The 23,301-nt window shown below is 65.8% G+C and carries 22 protein-coding genes and 1 tRNA gene; 17 read left to right on the forward strand and 6 right to left on the reverse strand.

Annotation, left to right across the window (positions count from 1 at the left end; all coding sequences use genetic code 11):
• Positions 1-117: 117 nt before the first annotated feature.
• Entirely contained in the window at positions 118-555 is a 438-nt protein-coding gene (locus ACDH77_RS11255) for a hypothetical protein (RefSeq protein ID WP_003487019.1), read from the reverse strand.
• Between the two features lie 163 nt (positions 556-718).
• Here ACDH77_RS11255 and ACDH77_RS11260 point away from each other — a divergent pair, with 163 nt between their 5' ends.
• Positions 719-1,489, forward strand: a complete 771-nt coding sequence (locus tag ACDH77_RS11260) for a glutaminyl-peptide cyclotransferase (protein ID WP_277612259.1) — start codon at positions 719-721, stop codon at positions 1,487-1,489.
• A gap of 86 nt (positions 1,490-1,575) precedes the next feature.
• Here ACDH77_RS11260 and ACDH77_RS11265 read toward each other — a convergent pair whose 3' ends face one another.
• Positions 1,576-2,376: an amidohydrolase gene (locus ACDH77_RS11265; protein ID WP_031422967.1), complete on the reverse strand. Its 801-nt coding sequence runs from the start codon at positions 2,374-2,376 to the stop codon at positions 1,576-1,578.
• A gap of 148 nt (positions 2,377-2,524) precedes the next feature.
• Positions 2,525-3,673 (reverse strand): pyridoxal phosphate-dependent aminotransferase, encoded by a 1,149-nt coding sequence (locus ACDH77_RS11270; protein ID WP_031422969.1) that lies wholly within the window; start codon positions 3,671-3,673, stop codon positions 2,525-2,527.
• Positions 3,674-3,899: 226 nt separating this feature from the next.
• On the opposite strand from ACDH77_RS11270, the gene ccmA reads away from it, so the two are divergent.
• The 11 genes from ccmA (at position 3,900) to ACDH77_RS11325 (ending at position 13,130) form a co-directional block, all read left to right on the forward strand.
• Positions 3,900-4,544 carry a heme ABC exporter ATP-binding protein CcmA gene (gene ccmA, locus ACDH77_RS11275; protein ID WP_008573812.1) on the forward strand — a complete coding sequence of 215 codons (645 nt, stop codon included), beginning with the start codon at positions 3,900-3,902 and terminating at the stop codon, positions 4,542-4,544.
• Positions 4,541-5,236, forward strand: a complete 696-nt coding sequence (gene ccmB / locus ACDH77_RS11280; RefSeq protein ID WP_008573811.1) for a heme exporter protein CcmB — start codon at positions 4,541-4,543, stop codon at positions 5,234-5,236. Before ccmA ends, ccmB begins: the two co-directional genes overlap by 4 nt.
• Positions 5,237-5,330: 94 nt before the next feature.
• Positions 5,331-6,083, forward strand: a complete 753-nt coding sequence (gene ccmC, locus ACDH77_RS11285; RefSeq protein ID WP_008573810.1) for a heme ABC transporter permease CcmC — start codon at positions 5,331-5,333, stop codon at positions 6,081-6,083.
• A complete protein-coding gene (locus ACDH77_RS11290) occupies positions 6,080-6,250 on the forward strand; it encodes a heme exporter protein CcmD (protein WP_008573809.1) in 171 nt (56 codons plus the stop codon). Before ccmC ends, ACDH77_RS11290 begins: the two co-directional genes overlap by 4 nt.
• Positions 6,247-6,717 carry a cytochrome c maturation protein CcmE gene (gene ccmE, locus ACDH77_RS11295; protein ID WP_011347685.1) on the forward strand — a complete coding sequence of 157 codons (471 nt, stop codon included), beginning with the start codon at positions 6,247-6,249 and terminating at the stop codon, positions 6,715-6,717. The genes ACDH77_RS11290 and ccmE overlap by 4 nt, the downstream gene beginning before the upstream one ends.
• A 171-nt stretch (positions 6,718-6,888) precedes the next feature.
• Positions 6,889-8,826: a heme lyase CcmF/NrfE family subunit gene (locus ACDH77_RS11300; RefSeq protein ID WP_011347686.1), complete on the forward strand. Its 1,938-nt coding sequence runs from the start codon at positions 6,889-6,891 to the stop codon at positions 8,824-8,826.
• On the forward strand, positions 8,819-9,421 hold the full coding sequence (locus ACDH77_RS11305; protein WP_031422976.1) for a DsbE family thiol:disulfide interchange protein: 603 nt from the start codon (positions 8,819-8,821) through the stop codon (positions 9,419-9,421). Before ACDH77_RS11300 ends, ACDH77_RS11305 begins: the two co-directional genes overlap by 8 nt.
• Positions 9,418-9,849: a cytochrome c-type biogenesis protein gene (locus ACDH77_RS11310; protein WP_031422978.1), complete on the forward strand. Its 432-nt coding sequence runs from the start codon at positions 9,418-9,420 to the stop codon at positions 9,847-9,849. The genes ACDH77_RS11305 and ACDH77_RS11310 overlap by 4 nt, the downstream gene beginning before the upstream one ends.
• Positions 9,849-10,862, forward strand: a complete 1,014-nt coding sequence (locus tag ACDH77_RS11315) for a tetratricopeptide repeat protein (RefSeq protein ID WP_031422980.1) — start codon at positions 9,849-9,851, stop codon at positions 10,860-10,862. Before ACDH77_RS11310 ends, ACDH77_RS11315 begins: the two co-directional genes overlap by 1 nt.
• 299 nt (positions 10,863-11,161) lie before the next feature.
• Positions 11,162-12,364 (forward strand): homoserine O-acetyltransferase, encoded by a 1,203-nt coding sequence (locus tag ACDH77_RS11320; RefSeq protein ID WP_031422982.1) that lies wholly within the window; start codon positions 11,162-11,164, stop codon positions 12,362-12,364.
• Between the two features lie 151 nt (positions 12,365-12,515).
• Positions 12,516-13,130 (forward strand): DUF1294 domain-containing protein, encoded by a 615-nt coding sequence (locus ACDH77_RS11325; RefSeq protein WP_031422985.1) that lies wholly within the window; start codon positions 12,516-12,518, stop codon positions 13,128-13,130.
• Between the two features lie 72 nt (positions 13,131-13,202).
• Here the strand turns inward: ACDH77_RS11325 and cydC are convergent, their stop codons facing one another.
• Together cydC and cydD are read right to left on the reverse strand one after the other, a co-directional pair.
• A complete protein-coding gene (cydC, locus tag ACDH77_RS11330; RefSeq protein ID WP_372353458.1) occupies positions 13,203-14,885 on the reverse strand; it encodes a thiol reductant ABC exporter subunit CydC in 1,683 nt (560 codons plus the stop codon).
• Positions 14,882-16,618 carry a thiol reductant ABC exporter subunit CydD gene (gene cydD / locus ACDH77_RS11335; protein WP_031422989.1) on the reverse strand — a complete coding sequence of 579 codons (1,737 nt, stop codon included), beginning with the start codon at positions 16,616-16,618 and terminating at the stop codon, positions 14,882-14,884. The genes cydC and cydD overlap by 4 nt, the downstream gene beginning before the upstream one ends.
• 151 nt (positions 16,619-16,769) lie before the next feature.
• On the opposite strand from cydD, the gene ACDH77_RS11340 reads away from it, so the two are divergent.
• From ACDH77_RS11340 to ACDH77_RS11360, 5 genes are all read left to right on the forward strand, one after another.
• Positions 16,770-18,392, forward strand: a complete 1,623-nt coding sequence (locus ACDH77_RS11340) for a cytochrome ubiquinol oxidase subunit I (protein ID WP_218488434.1) — start codon at positions 16,770-16,772, stop codon at positions 18,390-18,392.
• A 16-nt stretch (positions 18,393-18,408) separates the two neighbouring features.
• Positions 18,409-19,560 carry a cytochrome d ubiquinol oxidase subunit II gene (gene cydB / locus ACDH77_RS11345; protein WP_011347694.1) on the forward strand — a complete coding sequence of 384 codons (1,152 nt, stop codon included), beginning with the start codon at positions 18,409-18,411 and terminating at the stop codon, positions 19,558-19,560.
• 88 nt (positions 19,561-19,648) lie between these two features.
• Complete coding sequence (gene cydX / locus ACDH77_RS11350) at positions 19,649-19,759, forward strand: cytochrome bd-I oxidase subunit CydX (protein ID WP_008573380.1); 111 nt, start codon at positions 19,649-19,651, stop codon at positions 19,757-19,759.
• A 59-nt stretch (positions 19,760-19,818) separates the two neighbouring features.
• Positions 19,819-19,895: transfer RNA gene (locus ACDH77_RS11355), tRNA-Pro, on the forward strand.
• Between the two features lie 83 nt (positions 19,896-19,978).
• Positions 19,979-21,247, forward strand: a complete 1,269-nt coding sequence (locus ACDH77_RS11360; protein WP_218488435.1) for an MFS transporter — start codon at positions 19,979-19,981, stop codon at positions 21,245-21,247.
• Here the strand turns inward: ACDH77_RS11360 and ACDH77_RS11365 are convergent.
• Positions 21,223-23,136, reverse strand: coding sequence for a CocE/NonD family hydrolase (locus ACDH77_RS11365; protein WP_218488436.1), 1,914 nt, complete (start codon positions 23,134-23,136; stop codon positions 21,223-21,225). The genes ACDH77_RS11360 and ACDH77_RS11365 overlap by 25 nt on opposite strands.
• Between the last annotated feature and the right edge of the window lie 165 nt (positions 23,137-23,301).

Consider the following 23,301-nt stretch of genomic DNA (forward strand, 5'->3'; position numbering starts at 1 on the left):
CGGCCTTCGGGTGGGCGCGACCGTTGCTCGACATCGACACCTGCCACCCGTGCGCTCCGGTGTTGGGCGCGCAGCGCACGCCCATCCGGGGACAGCCCGCTCAGCTTGTTACCGCTCTTACTTGCGACGCTCGATCACGAAGTTACCCACGTTGACACCCAGGTCCACGCCCTCGCCTGTGCCTGCCAGCGCAAGCGAGATATCGCCCTTGGTGACGACCTGTGCGGTGCTGGACTTCACGACGCCCGCGTGCGCTTCGGCGGCGGCATACGTGCCGAACAGGTCGTTGAGGCTATAGGCACCGCTGAAGGTGCCGCGGCCGCCGACGATCTTGGATTTACCGACCGTCAGGCCACCGCCTTTGCTGGAGATCTTGACCGGAATGACCGCACCGTTATCGCACTTGATGGTGCCGGTACCGCTGGCGGTTTTGTAGAACACCGACCAGCCGGACAAGTTGAACGACAGCTGGCAATCGATGTTGCCGGCGGCCTGCGCCTGCGGAGCCAGCGTGGCGGCGCCAAGCAGCGCGATGAGCGAAAGTGACTTGATCATGTGAGCAGTGCCAGTGGTGGACGTGGCGCGAGACTAGCAGCGCCGATGTGGCAGCCGCGACAAGATTCCAGCGCGGCGCAGGCGTTTGTTCAGCGGGGTCTTAGCCAAGTCCGACAGGGCAACAGAGCTGCCGCCTGCGGCCGCGACATGGGATGATTGCCGCATGCCACGCATCGTCTACAGCCTGCTCGCCAGCGCACTGCTGCTGCCCGCCCTCGCCCACTGCGGCGAGGCGATTCCCACCCAGGGTTACACCGTCGTCAAGACCTATCCGCACGATACCGCTGCCTTTACCGAAGGCCTGTTCTATCTGGACGGGCATCTCTACGAGAGCACCGGCGAGCTGGGCCAGTCCAGCGTGCGCAAGGTCGACCTGGACAGCGGCAACGTCCTGCAGCAGGTCAATACGCCGCCGCCTTTCTATGGCGAAGGCATCGTGGCCTGGAAAGATCGCCTGATCCAGCTGACCTGGCGCAATCAGCGCGGCTTCGTCTACGACCTGGCCACGCTGGCACCGCGTACCCAATTCACCTATTCCGGCGAGGGCTGGGCGCTGACCAGCGATGATCGCCAGCTCTATATGAGCGACGGAACCGCCAACATCCGCCGGCTGGATCCGCAGAGCCTGAAACAGATCGGCAGCATCAAGGTCACCGCCCGCGGCAAGCCGCTGGACAACCTCAACGAGCTGGAATGGGTCAAGGGCCAGTTGCTGGCCAACGTGTGGCTGACCACCCGCATCGCACGCATCGACCCCGCCAACGGCAAGGTCATCGCCTGGATCGACCTCAAGGCACTGGTGCCAGACCCGGACACCTTGACCGACCCCACCAACGATGTCCTCAACGGCATCGCCTACGACGCCGCGCACGATCGCTTGTTCGTCACCGGAAAGCGCTGGCCGAAGATCTACGAGATCAAGCTGGCTCAGTAGCCGGGATTAGAGATTCGGGATTCGGGATTGGCGACAGCGGCCGGGCTTGCAACTGCCCGGCAGCAGCCTGTGCCGATCCCGGATCGCTAATCCCCAATCTCGAACCGATCTGCATCCAACATCGCGGGAAAACGGGCGCGGTGCTCGGCCAGCGCAGTTGCGCTGATGGTGGTGGTGACCACCTGCTCGCGTTCGCGGATTTCCACCTGCGGCTGACCGAGGAAATCGATCACCGCGCTGTCGCCGGCGTAATGCAGTTGGTTGCCATCGATGCCAATCCGGTTGACCGCCGCCACGAAGCACAGGTTTTCGATCGCGCGTGCGCGCAGCAACGTCTTCCACGCGTAGGCGCGGGCGGACGGCCAGTTGGCGACGAACACTTGCAGATCAAAATCCATCTGCCCCGGGCGTTCCACATCGAAGCGGTTGCGGCAGAACACCGGAAACCGCAGGTCGTAGCAGACCTGCGGATTGATCCGCCAACCCTTCCATTCCACCGTCAGCCGCTCGCGCCCGGCCGCATAACGCAGATGCTCGTTGCCGAAGCGAAACAGGTGGCGCTTGTCGTAATACTGCAGCGATCCATCGGGCGTGGCCCAGAGCAGCCGGTTGAACACACCGGCGTCGGTACGCAACTGCACGCTGCCTGTCACCGCCGCGCCTAGCCGTGCGGCTTGTGCACGCACCCACTCCACCGTCGGCCCGTCCATGTCTTCGGCCTTGTCGATGGCATCGTTGGAAAACCCGCTGGTGAAGGTTTCCGGCAGGATCACCAGATCGGTCTGCCCGGCCAGCGGCTCCAGCAGCGCAGCGTAATAGTCACGGTTACCGGCCGGGTCATGCCAGCGGGTGTCGCCTTGGATCAGGGAGATGCGCAGGTCATGCATGGTGAGACTCGGGAAAGGAGAATCGGGAATAGGGAATCGGACAGCGGTTTAATGAGGGCGTTATGTCATCGAGCCAGTGCGAATTCAGATCAAAAAGCGGCCGACCGCTCTTACGAATCCCGAATCCCGAATCCCGATTCCCGGCTCGTCAGAGCCTACGCAGGCGCTCGATCGCCGCATCCAGCGTCGCATCGTTCTTGGCAAAGCACAGCCGCGCCAGGCGCTGCCCTGCAGGCGCGTTCTGGTAGAACGGCGACAATGGGATCGCGGCCACGCCCTTCTCGATCGTCAGCCACTTCACGAATTCGGTATCGGGCAGATCGCTGATGGCTGAGTAGTCCACCAGCTGGAAGTAGCCGCCGGGCACAGGCAACGGCTTCAAGCGCGTGGCCAGCAGCCGTTCGCGGAAGCGGTCGCGCTTGGCTTGGTAGAACGCGCCCAGTTGCTCGTCGTGTTCGGGCTCGTCGCGGATCATTGCAGCGAAGGCGTGCTGGGCCGGACCGAAACTGGTGAAGGTGTTGTACTGGTGCACCTTGCGGAATTCGGCCGTGAGCGCCGGCGGTGCGATGGCGTAGCCGATCTTCCAGCCGGTGCAATGGTAGGTCTTGCCGAAGCTGGAAATCACCAATGCGCGCTCGCGCAGTTCCGGCCAGCGCAGCACCGATTCGTGCCGGCGGCCATCGAACACGATGTGTTCGTAGACCTCATCGGACAGCAAAAAGATGTCGGTGCCGCGCAACAGCTCGGTCAGCGTCTGCATGTCCTCGGCCGACAGCATCGCGCCAGACGGGTTGTGCGGCGAGTTGATCATCAACAGGCGCGTCTTGGGGGTGATCGCGGCGCGTAGCGCAGCCCAGTCGACCGCAAAGGTCTGCGGGTGCAGCGCCACATGCACGGCACGTGCGCCGGCCAGATCGATCGCCGGCTCGTAGCAGTCGTAGGCCGGGTCCAGCACGATGACCTCTTCGCCGGCGCGCACCACCGCGTGGATGGCGTTGAAGATCGCCTCGGTGGCACCGCTGGTGACGGTGATCTCGGTGTCGGCATCGACCTGCGCGCCATAGCAGCGCTGTGCCTTGCCGGCGATGGCCTGGCGCAACGCGGCCACGCCGGTCATCGGTGGATACTGGTTGTGGCCGGCCGCCATGGCCTTGCTCAGTTCGTCGACCAGCCGCTGCGGCACCGCGAAATCGGGAAAGCCCTGGCCCAGATTGACCGCGCCGTGCTCGGCCGCCAGCTGCGACATGACGGTGAAGATGGTGGTGCCCACCTTGGGCAGCTTGGTCGTGAGGGGCATGGTGCCTGTCCGGATCAAGAAACGGGGGACCGCGAGTGTACGCAAAGCCGCCAGCCGGTTGCGCCCGGACGCTGCAAAACAGCGTTCCCTGACACATCGCGGCGGCTGCGGCGCTGCCGCAGGCGTCCCCGGCATGCCACCATCGTCGCTACAATGCGCGCCCGGTCCGGCGCGTGTCTGCCCGGCCCTCCCCCATGCCGTCCTGCGACCCGAGCCTGCTGCACCGATGATCGAACCGCTGCACACCGCACCGCCGCTGCTGGCGGCGCACGCCCTGGCCTTCAGCCGCAACGAGGAGCCGGTGTTTGGCCCGCTGGATTTCCATGTCGATGCCGGCGAAGCGTTGCTGGTGCAAGGCGACAACGGCGCCGGCAAGACCACGTTGCTGCGCGTGCTGGCTGGCCTGCTGCATGTGGAGCGCGGGCAGATCCAGATCGATGGCAAGACCGCCAAGCGCGGCGACCGCAGCCGCTTCATGGCCTACCTCGGCCACCTGCCCGGCCTGAAGGCCGACCTCAGCACGCTGGAGAACCTGCACTTCCTGTGCGGCCTGCACGGCCGTCGCGCCAAGCAGATGCCCGGCAGCGCGCTGGCGATCGTCGGCCTGGCCGGTTACGAAGATGCGCTGGTGCGGCAATTGTCGGCTGGCCAGCGCAAGCGGCTGGCGCTGGCACGGCTATGGCTGTCGCCGGCACCACTCTGGTTGCTGGATGAGCCGTACGCCAATCTGGATCTGGATGGCATCACCCTGGTTAACCGAATGATCTCCGCGCATCTGCGCGGCGGTGGCGCGGCGCTGGTCACCACGCACGGTGCGTATGCAGCGCCACCGGTGCGCACCCGCATGCTCACGCTGGAGGCTGCGGCATGAGCACGCATTCGCCGCAACCCTCGCTCTGGCAGGCGGCCCGCGCCCTGCTTGCCCGCGACCTGCACCTGCTGTGGCGACGCCGTAGCGATGCATTGCAGCCGGCACTGTTCGCATTGCTGATCGTGGTGTTGTTCGCGTTGGGACTGGGCGGACGCCCGGACCTGCTTGCGCAGGCCGCGCCGGCGGTGCTGTGGCTGTCGGTGTTGCTGGCTGGCCTGCTGTCGCTGGACGCCTTGTTCCGCAGCGATGTGGAAGACGGCTCGATGGAGCAGTGGCTGCTGGCACCGGTGCCGTTGGCCTGGTTGATCGCAGTGCGCGTGCTGCTGCATTGGGCGACCAGTGCGCTGCCGCTGATTGCCGTGACGCCGCTGCTGGGCGAATTGCTGCACCTGCCGCATGACCAATTACCTGTGCTGCTGGCATCGTTGGCGCTGGGAACGCCGCTCCTGAGCCTGCTCGGCGCTGTGGTTGCGGCACTGACGGTGACGATGAAGCGCTCTGGTATTCTCGTGGCCTTGCTGGCGTTGCCGCTGTACGTGCCGGTGCTGGTGTTTGGTGCCGGCAGCGTGGCGGCCAGCGGACAAGGGCAGGATGCGGTGGGTGCGTTGTTGTTGTTGGGCGCCGGACTGGTGATCGGCGTGGTCCTGGCACCGCTGGCTGCGGCGGCCGCGATCCGCATTTCGTTGAGTTGAGCGCTGCACTCGATGCATTGTCGATAGCACGTCCCGCACAACGCGTTGTTGCTGTTTCGAGAGCCAATGCCATTCCAAAGGCTACTGCCATCGCATGAACGTCGTCGTCCGCTGGTTCCACCAACTCGCATCGCCCCCGATCTTCGACCGTTTTACTGCGCGCTGGGCGCCCTGGTGCTACGCGCTGGCCGCGTTGCTGCTGGGCGTGGGCATCTGGCAGGCCTTGTTTGCGGTGCCGGCGGATTACCAGCAAGGCGACAGCTTTCGTATTCTCTACATCCATGTGCCGAGCGCGTGGATGAGCCTGTTCGTGTTCGGGCTGATGGCGCTGTATGCGGCCATCGCGTTGATCTGGCGCATCAAGATCTGCGAGATCCTGGCGATGGCGTGCGCGCCGATCGGCGCTGCGTTTACCGTAATCACCTTGCTGACCGGCAGCATCTGGGGCAAACCGATGTGGGGCGCTTGGTGGGACTGGGACCCGCGCCTGACCACCGAATTGATCCTGCTGTTTCTGTATCTGGGCGTGATCGGCCTGTATCACGCCATCGACGACCGCCGTCAGGCGGCGCGCGCGGCGGCGTTGCTGGCCATCGTCGGGGTGGCGCTGCTGCCGGTGATCCGCTATTCGGTGGTGTGGTGGAATTCGCTGCATCAGGGCCAGAGCATCCGCCTGCTTGGTCCGTCCACCATCGACGCAAGCATGCTGCTGCCGCTGTGGTTGATGGTGATCGGCACCAAGTTCTGGTTTGTCGGGTCGCTGTTGACGCGCGCGCGCGCCGACAACCTGCGCCGCGAGGCGGGCAAGGCCTGGATCGTGCGCGATGCGCAGGAGAGTGCGGCATGAGCTACCTGCCTTACGTCATCGCCGCCTATGCGGTGTTCGTGCTGGTGCTGCTGTGGGATCTGATCGCCGGCCGTTGGCAGGTACGTCGCGCCCTGAAGACCGCCCAGGCGCGCCGTCTGCGCGAGCGCAAGCGCGCGGTGCCCAGCGACGCGGAGTTGATCCGGTGAACCCGCAACGTCGCCGCCGCCTGTGGCTGGTGCTGGCCTTGGTGCTGGCCGGCGGGCTGGCAACCACGCTGGTGGCCATGGCCTTGCAGCGCAACGTGGCCTACCTGTACACGCCTTCGGAAGTGCTGCGTGGCGATGCCGGCGCGCATTCGCGCTTCCGGCTTGGCGGCATGGTCGAAAAAGGCTCGTTCAAACGCGCCTCCGGTGCATTGGAAGCGCAATTCCGCGTCACCGATGGCGATGCGCAATTGCCCGTCAGTTACGACCGCATCCTGCCGGACCTGTTTCGCGAGGGGCAGGCAGTGGTGGCCACCGGCCGCATGCAGAACGGCATCTTCGTCGCCGAAGATGTGCTGGCCAAGCACGACGAAACCTATATGCCGAAGGAAGTCGCCGACAAGATGGGCAGCGCGCATCGCAAGCACGATGTGCCGACAGCTGCGGGCCAAGCTGGAGAGCTGCATTGATGGCGTGTGTCAGGAGATCGGCATTTCTGCAGACAGGTGGCTTGCGCGGCGGGTGCGTGGCTAACGATGTCGCCGTGCGTTGGCAAGCAGGTGCAACCGCTGCAGTAATGCGAACTCTGCAATGCACCTGCCGTCGTGGCACGGACCCACGCTCGACAACGCGCCGACCCGATGCTTCCTGAACTCGGGACGTTCCTGCTGGTGCTGGCCCTGCTGGTGGCGCTGGTGCAGGCCGTGGTGCCGCTGGCAGGCGCACAACGCGGACGCAGCAGCTGGATGGCCGTGGCGCGGCCGGCAGCGCTGGTGCAGCTGGCACTGATCGCATCGGCCTTTGCCGTGTTGACGCATGCCTTCTTGGTGCAGGATTTTTCGGTGCGCTACGTCGCCGAGAATTCCAACAGCCTGCTGCCGGTGATGTACCGCTATTCGGCGGTGTGGGGCGCGCACGAAGGCTCGCTACTGCTGTGGACGCTGGTGCTGGCGTTGTGGACCGGCGCGGTGGCGATCTGGTCGCGGCAGCTGCCGGCGCATGTGATCGCGCGCGTGCTCGGCGTCATGGCGCTGGTGAGTATTGGGTTTCTGGCGTTCCTGCTGTTCACCTCCAACCCGTTTGCGCGGTTGTTTCCGGTGCCGCCGGAAGGTGGCGACCTCAATCCGCTGCTGCAGGATCCGGGGCTGATCGTCCATCCGCCGATGCTGTATTGCGGCTACGTCGGCTTTGCGGTGCCGTTCGCGTTCGCCATCGCCGCGCTGCTGGAAGGCCGTATGGATGCGCGCTGGCTGCGCTGGACGCGGCCGTGGACCAATGTCGCCTGGTCGATGCTCACCGTGGGCATCGCGCTCGGTAGCTGGTGGGCGTATTACGAGCTGGGCTGGGGGGGCTGGTGGTTCTGGGACCCGGTGGAGAACGCCAGTTTCATGCCGTGGCTGGTGGGCACCGCACTGCTGCATTCGCAGGCGGTGACCGAAAAGCGCGGCAGCTTCGCCAGCTGGACCTTGTTGCTGGCAATCGCCGCCTTCGCGCTGTCGCTGCTGGGCACCTTCCTGGTGCGCTCGGGCGTGTTGACCAGCGTGCATTCGTTCGCCGCCGACCCGTCGCGCGGGCTGTTCATTCTGGTATTCCTGCTGGCCGTGGTCGGTGGTTCGTTGCTGCTGTATGCCCTGCGCGCGCCGCTTCTGTCGGTGGCGGACGATCCGCGTCGCGCATTCGCCGGCAGCTCGCGCGAAACCTTGCTGCTGTTGAACAACCTGCTGCTCACCTGCGCCTGCGCCATGGTGTTGCTGGGCACCTTGTACCCGCTGCTCGCCGATGCGTTGGGACTGGGCAAGTTGTCGGTCGGCCCGCCCTACTTCGGCACCTTGTTCGTGGTGCTGATGGCGCCGCTGGTGGCGCTGCTGCCGTTCGGCCCGCTCACCCGCTGGCAGCGCGAACAGGCCTCGCGGCCGCTGGCGATGCTGGCGCCGTGGGCAGGCCTGGCGCTGGCGGCCGGCGTGCTGGCCTGGTTGGTCGCGCCGCAGGGACAGTTGAAAGCCGCCTTCGGTGTCGCCGGTGCAGCCTGGGTGCTGCTGGGCACCGCGCGGTTCCTGTGGACGCGGCGGGCAGCCAAGGGGCGCAGATTCACCGCCGAGATGCTGGGCATGGTGCTGGCGCACCTGGGCGTTGCGGTGTTCCTGTCCGGTGCCCTGCTGGTGGAGGGATTGAGCCTGCAGCGCGAAGTGGCGCTGGCGCCCGGGCAACAGGTGCAGATCGGCCGCTATGCCCTGCATTTCGACGGGCTGGAAGAACTGCGCGGGCCCAATTACGTGGCCGACCGTGCCAACCTGCAGGTGCTCAAGGACGATGCGCCGGTGGGCGCGCTGCAGGCCGAAAAGCGCCGCTACGCCAGCGGTGGCCAGACATTGACCGAGGCGGCGATTCGTCCTGGCCCGTTTGGCGACCTGTATGTCGCCCTTGGCGAACCGCTGGGCAACCAGGCCTGGGCGGTGCGTGTCCACCTCAAACCGTTCGTCCGCTGGATCTGGCTGGGAGCGCTGCTGATGGCGCTTGGCGGCCTGGTGACCGCGGCCGACCGGCGTTTTCGTCGTTCTCCGGAGATCCAAGATGGTTGAGTCACGTTCGCCCCGCCTGCCCACTGCGGTTCTCGTGGGCGCCATCGTGCTGCTGCTCGCCCTGGCAGCGCTGCTGGTCTACGCGGTGGTGCGCTCCGGTCAGGACGATCGCGATGCCCTGCCCTCTGCGTTGATCGGCAAACCGGCGCCGGAATTCGCGCTGCCGCTGCTGCACGACCCGGCCATCATGGTGCATGCGCGCGAACTGCGCGGCGCGCCGTACATCATCAACGTGTGGGGCAGCTGGTGCCCGGCCTGCCGCGAAGAACACCCGGTGCTGAGCCGCTTCGCGCTGACCAAGCGCGTACGCGTGATCGGCTACAACTGGAAGGACGAGCGCAACGATGCGCTGCGCTGGCTCGAACAACTCGGCAACCCGTATCTGCTGGTGGTCGCCGATCAGGATGGCCGCACCGCCATCGATTTCGGCATTGCTGCCGCGCCGGAAACCTTCTTGGTCGACGGGCGTGGCGTGGTGCGTTGGAAGTACAGCGGCATGCTGACCCAATCCATCATCGACACCCAGTTGATTCCGGCGCTAAGCAAGATCGAACGTTCGCCCACCGCAGCACCGGACCTGCACGCCAAACAATGACCCGCTGGCTGCTGACGCTAGTGTTACTGCCCTGGCTGGCATTCGCCCAGCCGGTCGGCGACCCGGCGCCGCTGCGCTATGCATCGGCCGAAGAGGAGGCGCGTTTTCACGCACTCACCGCCGAGTTGCGCTGCGTGCAATGCCAGAACCAGTCGCTGGCCGATTCCAACGCGCAGATTGCGCAGGACTTGCGCCGCGAGGTGCTGGCACTGATGCACGAGGGCCGCAGCGATGCGCAGATCCGCCAGTTCCTGGTCGCGCGCTATGGCGAGTTCGTGCTGTATCGCCCGCGGGTGGAGTCGCGCACCTGGCTGCTATGGTTCGGTCCGCTGCTGGTGTTGCTGCTGGGCGCGGGCGCCGTGGTGCGGGTGGTACGCAAACGCAGCGTGGCCGCGCCTGTCGTGCCTGCCGATGAGCAGGAGTGGTGATGGCCGGCTTTATCGTCGCGGGGATCGTGATTGCGCTACTGGCCTTCGGCGTGGTGTTGCGCCCGCTGTGGCGCGAAGCGCGCGGCCTGGCCGCAAGCGTGGCAGTGTTGCTGCTGGCCGCGAGCACGGCGTTGTACTGGCTGGTCGGGGCGCCAGGCGCCATCACGCAGCCGACCGATCGCCCGGCCACGCCACGTTCGCTGGATGATGCCATCGTGCAGCTGCGCGCGGCGCTGGCCAGTCACCCCGAACAGGCCGAGGGCTGGGTGTTGCTGGGGCGCTCACTGTCCAGCCAGCAGAAATTTGCCGAAGCGCGCGATGCCTTCGCACGCGCGGTCGCACTCCGTCCGGACGAAGCGGACGTGCTGGTCGCCGCGGCGCAGGCGCGCATGCTTGCCGACGACAGCGGCCGCCCGGACCCGGAAGCCATGCGCCTGCTCGAACACGCGCTGGCGGTGCAACCGGACCACCAACGCGCGCGCTGGTTCCTGGGGGTGGTGCAGCGCCAAGCCGGTGAGCCGGCCAAGGCCAGTGCGACATGGGAGCCACTTTTGCGCGTGGTCGATGCCTCTACCCGCCCCGGCCTGCTCGAACAGATCAATGCCGCCCGACACGACGCCAGGCTCGAGCCGATCCAGGCACCGGCTGCGCCTACCGCCGCTGCAGCCAATGGCAAACCCATCCAGGTGCGCGTGACGCTGGATGCCGAATTCGCCAAGCGCGCCGGACTGCCCGGCGATACCAGCGTGTTCGTGATCGCGCGCGCGGCCGACACGCCGATGCCGGTGGCGGTGGAAAAACACGCGCTGCGCGAGCTTCCATTGACCATCACGCTGGACGATGGCGACAGCCCGATGCCGACGCGCACGCTGTCGTCGCTGGACAACGTACAGCTGCTGGCACGGCTGTCGCGCAGCGGCAACGCCATGCGCCAGGCCGATGACGTGGAGAGCGCACCGGTGACAGTCGCACTGCCTGCGGCCGCGCCGGTGGAACTGGTGATCGGCCGCTGATGGCTGACGCATTGCGCGTGATGGGCGAGGTCATCGCCCTAACTGATGCGGGCAAACACTCGATCTTCGTGCAGCCATGCCGCTGTACTGAAAGTACATCACGCGTGCATCGACACAGATCGAGCGGCGTTTGCGAAATTGCCTGCTGAGCCGAATGTTCCGTTGTCTACATGCGCATGCAGACGAATGTACGCCGGCCAGCAGCCTAATCGCGTATCAAATGAGCGCTCCTCGCTGCGTGTATTTCCCATCTCACATGCGCCCCAGCACCCTCGCGCAGTGCCAGCTAGAATTGGCCCATGACTGAATTCATCCCTGCCGGCACGCTGTACCACGCCCTGCCCTCGCCGTTTCCGATGAAACGCGGTGGCGTGCTGCATCAGGCACGCGTGGCGTACGAGACCTGGGGCACGCTGGCCGCAGATCGCAGCAACGCGATCCTGATCGTCACCGGCCTGTCGCCCAATGCGCACGCGGCGGCACACCAGGCCAACCCCGAGCCGGGCTGGTGGGAAGCAATGCTAGGCCCGGGCAAGCCGATCGATACCGCACGCTGGTTCGTGGTCTGCGTCAATTCCTTGGGCAGTTGCAAGGGCTCGACCGGGCCGGCCTCGGTGAACCCCGCCACCGGCGCGCCGTATCGCCTCACCTTTCCGGATTTGTCGATCGAAGACGTGGCCGATGCCGCAGCCGACGTGGTGCGCGCACTGGGTATCGCGCAACTGGCCTGCCTGATCGGCAACTCGATGGGCGGTATGACCGCGCTGGCGCTATTGCTGCGTCATCCCGGCATCGCGCGCAGCCATATCAATATCTCCGGCAGCGCGCAGGCATTGCCGTTTTCGATCGCGATCCGCTCGTTGCAACGCGAGGCGATCCGGCTGGATCCGCACTGGAACGGCGGCCACTACGACGATGCCCGCTACCCGGAATCGGGCATGCGCATGGCGCGCAAGCTCGGCGTGATCACCTATCGCTCGGCGCTGGAATGGGACGGTCGTTTCGGCCGCGTGCGACTGGATTCCGAGCAGGCGGCCGATGATCCGTTCGGGCTGGAATTTCAGGTGGAAAGCTATCTGGAAGGCCACGCACGCCGCTTCGTGCGCTTCTTCGACCCCAACTGCTATCTATACCTGAGCCGCTCGATGGACTGGTTCGACCTGGCCGAGTATGTCGACGAGCAACCGGCTGCCGACGCTGCCATCGACCACGCCCATGCGGATGCCCTGCCCGCCTCTGCCAAGCCGCAGGCCGGCGTCTCGACCGCCGACACGGTGCTTGCCGGCCTGGCGCGTATCCGCATCGCGCGTGCGCTGGCGATCGGTGCCAACACCGACATCCTGTTCCCGGTGCAGCAGCAGGAGCAGATTGCCGACGGCCTGCGTGCCGGCGGCGCCGATGCGCACTTCATCGGCCTGGATTCGCCGCAAGGCCATGACGCGTTCCTGGTCGATTTCGCCCGCTTCGGCCCAGCGGTCCGCGATTTTTTGCAGGACTGTTGAGTTCCTTGAACGTCGCTCTGCGCCGCCGGATCTCGGCCGATGCTGCTGGAAGATGACGACCGTCACCGCTGTTTTTTCCGGCTGGGCAGTTGATGCGTGATATGCGCGCAGATCGCACCGGCAAGCCACACCATCCAACAGAGCAACGCGAATGCGCTATCAGGGACGTCTCAGCGACTGGAATGATCACAAGGGCTTTGGCTTCGTCACGCCCCATGGTGGTGGCGACCGCGCATTCGTCCATATCAGCGCATTTGCACGGCAGACGCGTCGCCCGCGCGATGGGGAGATCATCACGTATGCAATCGAACGCGATGCGCACAAACGCCTGAATGCCACGCAAGTGCGGTGGGCAGACCGTACCATCGCCGCCAGGACCGAACAGCGTCGCAGCGGCTTGCCACGCAAGACGCTGGCTGCGGTGTCGATGCTCGCGTTGGCGGCGGCCACGCTGATGCACGTGGTACCGGTGATCGTCCCGCTCTGGTACGCGGCGGCCAGCCTGGTCACCCTGCTGATCTATGCGATGGACAAGTCGGCCGCGCAACGCAATCAATGGCGCATACCCGAATCCAGCTTGCACCTGCTGGCGCTGATCGGTGGCTGGCCAGGTGCATTGCTGGCGCAGGAAATCTACCGGCACAAGTGCAGCAAGGCGGCGTTTCAGCTGAGGTTCTGGCTCACGGTAGCGTTGAATGTCAGTGCACTGGTACTGGCAGTGACCGAGACCGATCTGATGGCCGCGCTTGCGGTGCTGTTTGATTGAACGCGATCAACAACGCGCGGCCCGGCGATCAACTCCCACCCTGTGACCACGTTCGAGGACCTCGGTGATCGGCTATGCGTTCTGGTCGAGCAACTCCAGCGTTCCCTCACGCATCCGGTAATGCCGTTGCACGACACCGGGCGGCAGCGCGTCGTGGGTGATCATCACCAGCGAGCGTTCGCCGAGTGCGGCGGCCAGGTCGACCAACAGCGCGTGGGCGGTATCCACGTCCAGACCATCGGTGGGTTCGTCGAGCAACAGGATCGGGGCATCGCGCAGCAGTGCCCGCGCGAGGGCGAGCCGGCGCGCCTGGCCGGCAGACAGCGTGGCGCCGTTTTCGCCAACCCAGGTGTCCAGACCGTCGTTCGCGCTGGCCCACGCGCCCAGGCGCACCTGTTGGAGCACCTGCCACAGTGCGGCATCATCGGCAGCGGCGTCGCCGATGAGCAGGTTTTCGCGCACGCTGCCGGCAAACACCGGCGCGTTCTGTGGCAGCCAGGCGATACGCTGGTGCCATTGCGCCTGTGCGAGGTGGCGCAGGTCGATGCCCGCGTAGCGCAGCTGCCCGGCCTGCGGATCCCACAGGCGCAGCAACAACGCCAACACTGTGCTTTTACCGCTGCCGCTATCGCCGCTGATGGCAATGCGCTCGCCCGGCGCCAGGGTCAGATCGAGCGCGTGCAGCACCGGGCGCACGCTACCGGGCCAGGCAAACGACACCTGCTGCAATTGCAACGTGCCGGTGCGCGGCACGTCGATCGCGTGCGCCGGATCGCTCACCGATGGTGCTTGATCGACGATGGCCTGCAGGCGCCTGGCGGCAACGCGTGCGCTTTGCAGCGCCTGCAATGCCAGCCCGGCACCGGCCCAGACTTCCAGCAATGCCATGGTCAAAAACACCAACCCCGCAGCGAGCTCGGCGGCGATCAGCCCGCGTTCGGCCGCGCCAAGTGCCAGCCACAGCATGCTGGCCAGCCCCAGCCCGCCGCAGAGCGCATGCAGCAGGTTGCCTGTGATCAGCCGTCTGCGCTGGATGCGATCGCCGCCGGTGACGGCGGCGGCGGCGTCACTGCGCTGCAGCCAGGCGCCCTGCGCGTCGACCGCAGCAAGGTCGGCCGCGCCCTCCAGGCCTTCGAAGGCCTGCGTGCGCAAGGCCGTGCGCTGCTGTGCACGCAACTGCTCGCGCTGCGCGCCGCCACGTGCCACCTGCCACGGCACCAGCCCGCCGATCAACATGCCAAGCACCAGCAACAAGCACGCAGCGGGGAGATAGATCAGCGCAGCGGCGGCGACACCACCTAACCAGATGCCGAGCAATGCGGCCAGCGGTGCCAACGCGCGCACGCTCAGGCCGTCGACCTCGCCGATGTCGGACATCAACCGCGCCAGCAGATCGCCGGTCCGGGTGGCCGACAATCGCCCGGGCGCCAGCGGCAAGGCGCGGCGAAAGAACCACACCCGCAGATCGCGGGCGATGCGCAAGGTGGCATCGTGCCCGATCAACTTTTCGCCGTAACGCGACACGATACGCGCGAAGGTCAAGGCGCGAATGCCGGCCGACGGCGAGAAAAAGTTGAAACCGGTCCCCATGCCGGCAACGCCTGCCAGCGCAGCGGCGGTCAGGAAGCTGCCGGACAAGCCCAGCAGGCCGACACCGGCAAGCATGGTGACCAGCACCAGCACTGCCGACAACAGCAGGCGCCAGGCATGCAGACGAAACACATCGCGCAAACGATCAGGCTGGGGGCGGCTCATGGTGCCTCCAGCGTGACCGGCACGCCGCGCAGATCGATCACCGTGTCGGCCCAACGCATCGCCGCAGCGCTATGCGTCGCCAGAACGACCGCACGGCCGCGCGCAAAGATGCCCAGCGTCCGCAGCAATTCCGCTTCGGTGTCCGGGTCCAGAAAGGCGGTGGGTTCGTCCAGCAGCAACACCTCCGGCTCGCGCAACAACAATCGCGCCAACGCCACGCGGCGGGCTTCGCCACCGGACAAACCAAAGCCACGCTCGCCGATCACGGTGTCCAGGCCGGCCGGCAAGTGCGCGGTAAAGCGCAGCACCTGCGCCGCCTCGGCCACCGCGTGCAGGCGCGCATCGCTGGCCTGCGGGTCGGCCAGGCGCAGGTTGTCGGCAATGCTGGCGTGAAACAGGTAGGGCCGCTGCGTGGCATATCCAATGCGCGCCCCCGGGCGCACGGCCACGCTGCCCGCCTCGGGTGCAAGCCAACCGGCGAGCCCTTCCAGCAGCGTGCTCTTGCCGCTGCCGCTGGCACCGATCACCGCAACGCGCTGGCCGGGCTCCAGCGTCAGTGCGAACTCCTGGACCACCACCTGCGGCGCGCCGGCAGGACGCAGCGCCAATCCACGTGCCTGCAACAAGGGCGCATGCGCTTGCGCCGGCTCCAGGGCACGTGCGGGTAGCACTGCGGTGTGCGCGGCGGCATCCGGCTGGAAACCCTGCAGCAAGCGCTCGGCTTCGGCCACGGCAGCCAAGGCGTTCGCGCGGTCATGGTAATGCGCGGCCAAGCGCCGCAGCGGTGCGAAGAATTCCGGCGCCAGCAAGAGGCAGAACATGCCGGCACCCAGCGACGGCATACCGTGCAGATGCAGCATGCCCAGATAGCTCAAGCCGAAGTACAGCGCTACGATCGCAACGCTGACGGAGGCAAAGAACTCCAGCACGGTGGAGGACAGGAATGCGATGCGCAACACCTTCAGCGAGCGCTCGCGCACGCCCTCGGCAGCGGCGGCAATGCCCTGCAATTCAGCCTGGCCGCGGCCATACACGCGCAGCAATCCCAGGCCCTTGAGGCGATCGGCAAAATGCCCGCCCATGCGCGCCAGTTCGCCGAGTTGTTCGCGCCCTGCGGCCTCGGCGCCCCACCCCACCAGCATCATGAAGAACGGAATCAGCGGCGCGGTGAGCAGCAACACCAGCCCGACCACCCAATCGACCGAAAACACCGCGATCAGAATCAGCGGCGGCACCAGCACCATTTCGATGCGAGCGAGCTGGTAGCCGACGAAATAGCCTTCCAGCGCATCGGTATGCGCCAGGCTCAACTCGCCCAGTTCGCCACTGCGTTGCCGGCGCAACCATAGCGGCCCGTGCTGCACCAGGCGTTGCGCAATGCGCGCGCGCAGTTCGCGCTTGGCCACGTCGGCCACATCGCCGGTCAACGATTGCGCCCAGGCATTAAGTAGCGCGCGCCCGATCAGCGCAACCAGCAACCCCGCGCCCACGTTGCGCAATTGCGCCATTGCCAGGTGCTGCACCAGTACCGCCTGTACCAGCCAGGCAATCGCAGCCGATTGCACAAGCAGCAACGCACCCGACAACGCCACCGCCACGCCGGCGAGCCGCCGCGCGCGCGTGGCCGATGCGGCCAGCGCATCCAGCCAGTGGCCGCGTTGACGGCGCTGGGCGGGCGTTTCGCTGGCTTGCACGCTGGGCTGGCTCACGTCGCTCTTCTGAAGACTGCGCATTGCACGCGATTGTAAGTCGCCGCCTCCCGGTCGGGGATGGACAGTGTGACGCACCTGTTCAGGACCGCATTGATTTGGATCAACGCGGCCGGCGCGATGGCGGCAGATGATCGCCACATTCCTTACCGACCCTCAACCAGGCCCACCCGCCATGATCGACTCGACAGTTGTCGAACTGTCGCGGCTGCAGTTCGCAGTCACCGCGATGTACCACTTCATCTTTCCACCGCTCACCATGGGTCTGTCGTTCCTGCTGGGCATCATGGAAAGCGTCTACGTCATGACCGGCAAGCAGATCTGGCGGCGCATGACCATGTTCTGGGGTGTGCTGTTCGGCATCAACTTCGCCATGGGTGTCGGCACCGGCATCGTGATGGAATTCGAATTCGGCATGAACTGGTCGTACTACAGCCATTACGTGGGCGACATCTTCGGTGCGCCGCTGGCGATCGAGGGACTGATGGCGTTCTTTCTGGAAGCCACCTTCTTGGGCCTGTTCTTTCTTGGCTGGAATCGCCTGAGCAAGGTACAGCACCTGATCACCACCTGGCTGGTGGCGCTGGGCAGCAACTTCTCCGCGTTATGGATCCTGATCGCCAACGGCTGGATGCAGAATCCGGCCGGCGCGGTGTTCAACCCCGACACCATGCGCATGGAGGTGGTGGATTTCGTGGCAGTGCTGTTCAACCCGGTGGCGCAGGCCAAGTTCGTGCATACGGTGAGTGCCGGCTACGTGCTGGGCGCGGTGTTCGTGATGTCGATCAGTGCGCTTTATCTCTTGCGAGGCAAGCATATTGAAATGGCACGGCGTTCGTTTGCGGTGGCTGCAGCGTTCGGCCTGCTGTCGTCGCTGTCGGTGGTGGTGCTGGGCGACGAGAGCGGCTACGCCGCCAGCGAACACCAGAAGATGAAACTGGCCGCCATCGAAGCGATGTGGGAAACCGAAGCCGCACCGGCCGACTTCACTGCATTCGGCATTCCGAACCAGACCACCCATCGCAACGATTACGCCATCAAGATTCCGTACCTGATGGGCTTGATCGCCACGCGTTCGCTGGATGAGCCAATTCCAGGCATTCTCGAACTGGTCGGCCGTGCCGAACACCGCATCCGCGGCGGTCAGATCGCCTACGGCGCACTGCAACGCATCCGCGCCGACAAGAACGACGCCCAAGCACGCAAGGTTTTCGATGCGCACTGGCAGGACCTGGGCCACGGCCTGCTGCTCAAGCGCTATCGCGACGATATCGGCAACGCCACGCCGGAGCAGATTGCCCAGGCCGCGATGGACACCGTACCGCGCGTGCTGCCGCTGTTCTGGACCTTCCGCATCATGGCCGCCATCGGCATGTATCTCATCGCGTTTTTCGCTGTCGCCTTCTGGTTTGCCTGCAAGCACAACTTCCAGGAAAAACGCTGGTTCCTGAGCTTGGCCCTGTGGACGTTGCCGCTGCCGTGGATCGCGATCGAATGTGGTTGGTTCGTTGCCGAATACGGCCGCCAGCCGTGGGCGGTGGAAGGCGTGCTGCCCACGTTCTACGCCGCCTCGGGGCTGGACCTTTACGAGATCGTGATGACGCTGGTGGGCTTCACCGCGCTGTACACGACGTTGTTGGTGATTGCGATCAAGTTGTCGCTGAAGACCATCAACAAGGGCCCGGAGGTGTTGTTCCCACCGATGCTGCCCAACGCATTGCCCGCCGCCCTGCAGGACCATGCCCCGTCGCGTCACGCACCGCTGAGTTCCGGTGCCGTGGCCGGCAGCGCACCGTAAGCGAAGGAGAGACATCATGGATTTCGTATTGCTCGATTACACGACCCTGCGCGTGATCTGGTGGCTGCTGCTCGGCGTGCTGCTGTCCGGCTACGCGGTGATGGGCGGCTTCGATCTGGGCGTGGGCGCGCTGCTGCCGTTCGTCGCCAGCAACGATGCCGAACGCCGGCTGGTGATCAACACCGTCGGCCCGGTCTGGGAAGGCAACCAGGTGTGGTTGATCCTGGGCGGCGGCGCGATCTTTGCCGCGTTTCCGCCGTTGTATGCAGTGAGCTTCTCCGGGTTCTATCTGGCGATGTTCCTGATCCTGTTCGCGCTGATCCTGCGCCCGGTCGGTTTCAAGTTCCGCGGCAAACTGGTGAGTCCGCGCTGGCGCAGCACTTGGGACTGGGCGTTGTTCGTCGGCGGCTTCATTCCGGCGCTGATCATGGGCGTGGCGGTCGGCAACGTGCTGCTGGGTGTGCCGTTCCACTTCGACGACAGCATGCGCACGTTCTACACCGGCAACCTGCTCGGGTTGCTGACGCCGTTCGCATTGCTCGCCGGCTTGCTCAGCGTGGCGATGCTGCTCGCGCATGGCGCCGCGATGCTGGTGCTCAAGACCGATGGACCGGTGGCCGAGCGCGCGGCACGTTTCGGCGGCATCGCCGCGCTGTGTGCGCTGGCACTGTTTGCAGCAGGCGGCGCATGGGTGGCGCTGGGTCTGCCCGGCTATGCGGTGACCTCGGTGCTGGCCACCGATGCGGCCACCAACCCGCTCGGCAAGACCGCTGCGCTCACCGCCGCGGGCGGCTGGTTGCACAACTACAGCAGCATGCCGGCCACATTGATGGCGCCGCTGGTGGGCCTGGTCGGGCTTGCGATGAGCGCGGTGTGCTTACGCCTGCGGCGCGGCGGCCTGGCCTTCATCGCCTCCGGCAGCGCCATCGTCGGCATCGTGTTCACGGTGGGCTTTGCGTTGTTCCCGTTCCTGCTGCCCTCTTCCAGCGCGCCAAGCGCGAGCCTGACGGTGTGGGATGCATCCAGTAGCCGTCTTACGTTGTGGATCATGTTGCTGGCCACTGCCGTGTTCATGCCGATCGTGCTGGCGTACACGAGCTGGGTGTATCGCGTGCTCAAGGGCAAGGTCACCGACGATGCGGTCACGGCCAACCCCAACGCGTACTGAGCGCCGCGGCAGCGATCGCAGCGCCTGCGCTGCCGTTGCCGCACCGCGCGCCACCATCATCCTGTTCAACGATTCGAGGAGCACACCAATGTGGTATTTCGCATGGATACTTGGCACCGGCCTGGCGGCATTGGCCGCGGTGCTCAACGGCATGTGGTTCGAAGCACGCGAGCCCGAGCGTGGCGAGCCGCCTCAGTAAAATAATTTCATCAGATGCTTGCCGATTCCCCATTCCCTATGTAACATACGCGGCTCCTTCGGGGTGTAGCTCAGTCTGGTAGAGCGCTACGTTCGGGACGTAGAGGTCGCAGGTTCGAATCCTGTCTCCCCGACCAGTTTCAAAACACAAACCGGCCTTGTGCCGGTTTTGTGTTTTCAGGCGTCGTTGCACGCACGTGCGCGACGCGGATGGTCTGTCATGTCTGTTGTCACTGCCGCGTCTTCTTCGTCCGCCCAGTTGCGTGGTCGCGGGCTGGTGCTGGCCGCGATCCTGCTGTCCGCATTCAACTTGCGCACCGCGGTGACGTCGCTGACGCCGCTGCTGGAACGCATTGCCGACGAGTACGCCTTCGGCGCGCCCACCATGGGTGCGCTCGGCATGTTGCCGACCGCAGCGTTCGCACTCACCGGCGTGGCAACGCCCGCATTGCTGCGCCGTTTCGGCTTGCTGCGCGTGGCGCTGTTGTCGATGGCGCTGGCCACGCTGGGGTTGGTGCTGCGCCCGCTGCTGCCGGGCACCACCGGGTTGCTGGTCGGCTCGCTGGTGGCATTGGCTGGCATGGGCATGGGTAACGTGGTGCTGCCGCCGCTGGTGAAGCGCTACTTCGGCGACCGCGTGGGTCGGGTGAGCACGCTGTACATCACCGTGCTGCAGGTCGGCACGCTGCTGCCGGCCCTGCTGGCAGTGCCGGTGGCCGATGCGCTGGGTTGGCGCAGTTCGATGGTGGCGTGGGTGCTGCCGGCCCTGCTGGCAACGGCGGCGTGGGCCCTGGTGCACGCCAACCATCGGCGCATCCGCGCCACCGGCCCGGCACCGGTCACACCCACGCCCGAAGCCGAAGGCCGCGTCGCGCGTACGGCGCTGGGTTGGAGCATGGCGGTGACCTTCGGCATGACCTCGCTGGTGACCTATTCCATGTTCACCTGGCTGCCAACGCTGCTGCGCGAAGCCGGTGCATCGCCTGCGTTCGGCGGCACCATGGTGGCGTTGTTCGCGGCATTGGGCATGGTCGGCGCGCTGACCATGCCGGCGCTGGCGGTGCGCATGCGCAATCCGTTTCCGATCGTGCTGCTATGCGCAGCCTGCCACCTGGTCGCGTTCGCCGGGCTGTGGTGGGCGCCGCTGGCCGCACCGGTCCTGTGGGTGACCCTGCTCGGCCTGGGGCCGAGCACGTTTCCGCTGGCGTTGGTGTTGGTGAATCAGCGCAGCCGCACGGCGGCCGGTTCGGCCGCGCTGTCCGGTTTCTCGCAGGGCGTGGGCTATGCGGTGAGCTGCCTGGGTCCGTTCCTGTTCGGCTGGCTGCACGCGCACAGCGGCGGCTGGACCTCCCCGTTCGTGTTCCTGGTCATCTGCCTGCTGGTGCAGCTGGCCGCCGCCTGGGTAGCCTGCCGCCCGCAGTTGCTGGAAGATGCGTGGACGCCGCCGGCACGCGGCGCCCGCGCTCAACGTACCGGCAGACTGATGTAGCTGGGCTGCTCGGGGGACACGTATACCCGCTGCGTGGCTTTTTGATAATCGCCGGGCTTGGCGAAGAAGATATTGGGCACGTAGGTCTGCGGGTTGCGGTCGTACAGCGGGAACAGGCTGGACTGCACCTGCACCATCACCCGGTGGCCCGGCTGGAAGGTGTGGTTGGCGGTTGGCAGGCCGAACTGGAATGCCAGCGGCTGATTGGAGGCCAAGGGTTTGGGCGTGCTGAAGCTCTCGCGGTAACGGCCGCGGAAGATCGCCAGCGACACCGGCAACTCGTAGCCGCCCATCTTCGGGTTCGACGCCATCTCCTCCGGATACACATCAATCAGCTTCACCACCCAATCGCTGTCGCTGCCGCTGGTGGAGGCCTGCAGATGCACTTCTGGGGCACCGGCGATCTGCAGCGGCTCGGTCAGCGGCTCGGTGACGAAGGTCAGCACGTCAGGGCGGCCATCGACAAAGCGCTGGTCGTGCACCAACCAGGTGGTCCACATCGCGCGGTCGGCAAAGTCCACCGGGCGCGGCACGAACGGCACCGGCTTGGCGGGGTCGGACACGTACTCTTCAAAGCCCGCCTGCCCGGCCACCGGTTGCTGGAACGACAACTTGCCGCCGGCCTGCAGATACAGCGGCCTGCTGGACGAGGCGCAGCCCTTGTCGCAACTGCGCGGCCACGCCTTGAGGCGGTCCCAATGGTTTTCGCCGGTGTTGTAGATGAACACCGGCGGCGTGTCTGCCTTGGGCGCGCCATCGACCAGGTACTGGTCCAGGAACGGGCGCAGCACCTCGGAACGGAACTGGCGCGCGGTATCGCCTTCGAAATTCAGCGGGCCCAAGGCACTGCCGTCGTAGTTCACCTGACTGTGGCGCCACGGGCCCATCACCAGGTAGTTGAGCGTATTGCGCTGGTCGCGCGGCTCCATCGCCGCGTAGCTGTGGATCGCCCCCCACATGTCTTCCTGATCCCACAGGCCTTGCAGCCACATCGTGGGCACCTTCAGCGGCGTGCGCGCCATTACCTTGTCGAGCGCCTGCTCCTGCCAGAACGCGTCATAGGCGGCGTGTTCGGTGAGCTTGTGCCACCACGGCAATTGCTCCAGACCTGCGGCCTTGGCGAAGTCGCCGGCCGAGCCGGCCTGCAGGAAGTTGCTGTAATCGTCGTGCCCCTGACGCGCGATGCCGGCGCCCTTGCCGCGCTTGCTGAGCTGGCCGGTGAAGTAATCGAAATTCACCTGGCGGAACGCGCCGTAATTGAACCAGTCGTCGCCCATCCAGCCGTCGATCATCGGGCTTTCCGGCACCGCCACCTTCAACGCCGGATGCGGGTTGGTCAGTGCCATCACCACGGTGAAGCCTTCGTAGGACGAGCCGATCATGCCGACCTTGCCATTGGATTCCTTGACGTTCTTCACCAGCCAGTCGATGGTGTCCCAGGCATCGGTGGCATGGTCGACCTCGCTGGGATTGAGCGGCCCACGCAGCGGGCGCGTCATCACGTAATCGCCTTCGGAACCGTATTTGCCGCGCACGTCCTGAAACACACGGATGTAGCCGCCTTCCACGAAGACGTCGTCGCCGGCAGACAGCAGGTCCTTCATATGCGGCGAGGACAGCCGTTCGGTGCGGCCACTGGCGTCGTAAGGCGTGCGTGTCAGCATGATCGGTGCGTTCCTGGCGCCCTTCGGCAGCACGATCACCGTGTGCAGCTTGACCCCATCGCGCATCGGAATCATCACCTCGCGCTTGATGTAGTCGTTGTTCGCATCGGCAGCCACGAACGGCTTGCCGGTGATGTCCGGCGTCATCGGCGAGGTTTGCGTCATCGCGGTGCCGGTGGCGGCGGCAATGGCGGTGGCTAGCAGGCAGGCGGCAAGGCGGCGCATGGAATCTCCGGCAGCAACGGTGGGCAGGATGAACAACTGCAGCAGCGTAGACACAGACAACTGGCTTGCGGGAGTGTCGAAGGTACCGGGTCGGCCACGCTGCGGCGCGCACGTGCTGCCGATTGGCGGCAAGGCAGCGCCTTGGTGCTGTCCTGAAATGACCAT

Source organism: Xanthomonas axonopodis pv. maculifoliigardeniae (assembly GCF_041519315.1).
Lineage (GTDB): Bacteria > Pseudomonadota > Gammaproteobacteria > Xanthomonadales > Xanthomonadaceae > Xanthomonas > Xanthomonas euvesicatoria.

What these genes read in the sequence shown, in the direction of transcription:
- ACDH77_RS11340 (WP_218488434.1), top strand. Translation starts at nt 16,770, where the DNA reads ATGATCGACTCGACAGTTGTCGAACTGTCGCGGCTGCAGTTCGCAGTC.
- cydC (WP_372353458.1), bottom strand. Translation starts at nt 14,885, where the DNA reads ATGAGCCGCCCCCAGCCTGATCGTTTGCGCGATGTGTTTCGTCTGCAT.
- ACDH77_RS11270 (WP_031422969.1), bottom strand. Translation starts at nt 3,673, where the DNA reads ATGCCCCTCACGACCAAGCTGCCCAAGGTGGGCACCACCATCTTCACC.
- ACDH77_RS11325 (WP_031422985.1), top strand. Translation starts at nt 12,516, where the DNA reads ATGCGCTATCAGGGACGTCTCAGCGACTGGAATGATCACAAGGGCTTT.
- cydB (WP_011347694.1), top strand. Translation starts at nt 18,409, where the DNA reads ATGGATTTCGTATTGCTCGATTACACGACCCTGCGCGTGATCTGGTGG.
- ACDH77_RS11290 (WP_008573809.1), top strand. Translation starts at nt 6,080, where the DNA reads ATGAGCTACCTGCCTTACGTCATCGCCGCCTATGCGGTGTTCGTGCTG.
- ccmA (WP_008573812.1), top strand. Translation starts at nt 3,900, where the DNA reads ATGATCGAACCGCTGCACACCGCACCGCCGCTGCTGGCGGCGCACGCC.
- ACDH77_RS11265 (WP_031422967.1), bottom strand. Translation starts at nt 2,376, where the DNA reads ATGCATGACCTGCGCATCTCCCTGATCCAAGGCGACACCCGCTGGCAT.
- ACDH77_RS11365 (WP_218488436.1), bottom strand. Translation starts at nt 23,136, where the DNA reads ATGCGCCGCCTTGCCGCCTGCCTGCTAGCCACCGCCATTGCCGCCGCC.
- ACDH77_RS11315 (WP_031422980.1), top strand. Translation starts at nt 9,849, where the DNA reads ATGGCCGGCTTTATCGTCGCGGGGATCGTGATTGCGCTACTGGCCTTC.
- ACDH77_RS11310 (WP_031422978.1), top strand. Translation starts at nt 9,418, where the DNA reads ATGACCCGCTGGCTGCTGACGCTAGTGTTACTGCCCTGGCTGGCATTC.
- ccmB (WP_008573811.1), top strand. Translation starts at nt 4,541, where the DNA reads ATGAGCACGCATTCGCCGCAACCCTCGCTCTGGCAGGCGGCCCGCGCC.
- ACDH77_RS11320 (WP_031422982.1), top strand. Translation starts at nt 11,162, where the DNA reads ATGACTGAATTCATCCCTGCCGGCACGCTGTACCACGCCCTGCCCTCG.
- cydX (WP_008573380.1), top strand. Translation starts at nt 19,649, where the DNA reads ATGTGGTATTTCGCATGGATACTTGGCACCGGCCTGGCGGCATTGGCC.
- ACDH77_RS11255 (WP_003487019.1), bottom strand. Translation starts at nt 555, where the DNA reads ATGATCAAGTCACTTTCGCTCATCGCGCTGCTTGGCGCCGCCACGCTG.
- cydD (WP_031422989.1), bottom strand. Translation starts at nt 16,618, where the DNA reads ATGCGCAGTCTTCAGAAGAGCGACGTGAGCCAGCCCAGCGTGCAAGCC.
- ACDH77_RS11260 (WP_277612259.1), top strand. Translation starts at nt 719, where the DNA reads ATGCCACGCATCGTCTACAGCCTGCTCGCCAGCGCACTGCTGCTGCCC.
- ACDH77_RS11360 (WP_218488435.1), top strand. Translation starts at nt 19,979, where the DNA reads ATGTCTGTTGTCACTGCCGCGTCTTCTTCGTCCGCCCAGTTGCGTGGT.
- ACDH77_RS11305 (WP_031422976.1), top strand. Translation starts at nt 8,819, where the DNA reads ATGGTTGAGTCACGTTCGCCCCGCCTGCCCACTGCGGTTCTCGTGGGC.
- ACDH77_RS11300 (WP_011347686.1), top strand. Translation starts at nt 6,889, where the DNA reads ATGCTTCCTGAACTCGGGACGTTCCTGCTGGTGCTGGCCCTGCTGGTG.
- ccmC (WP_008573810.1), top strand. Translation starts at nt 5,331, where the DNA reads ATGAACGTCGTCGTCCGCTGGTTCCACCAACTCGCATCGCCCCCGATC.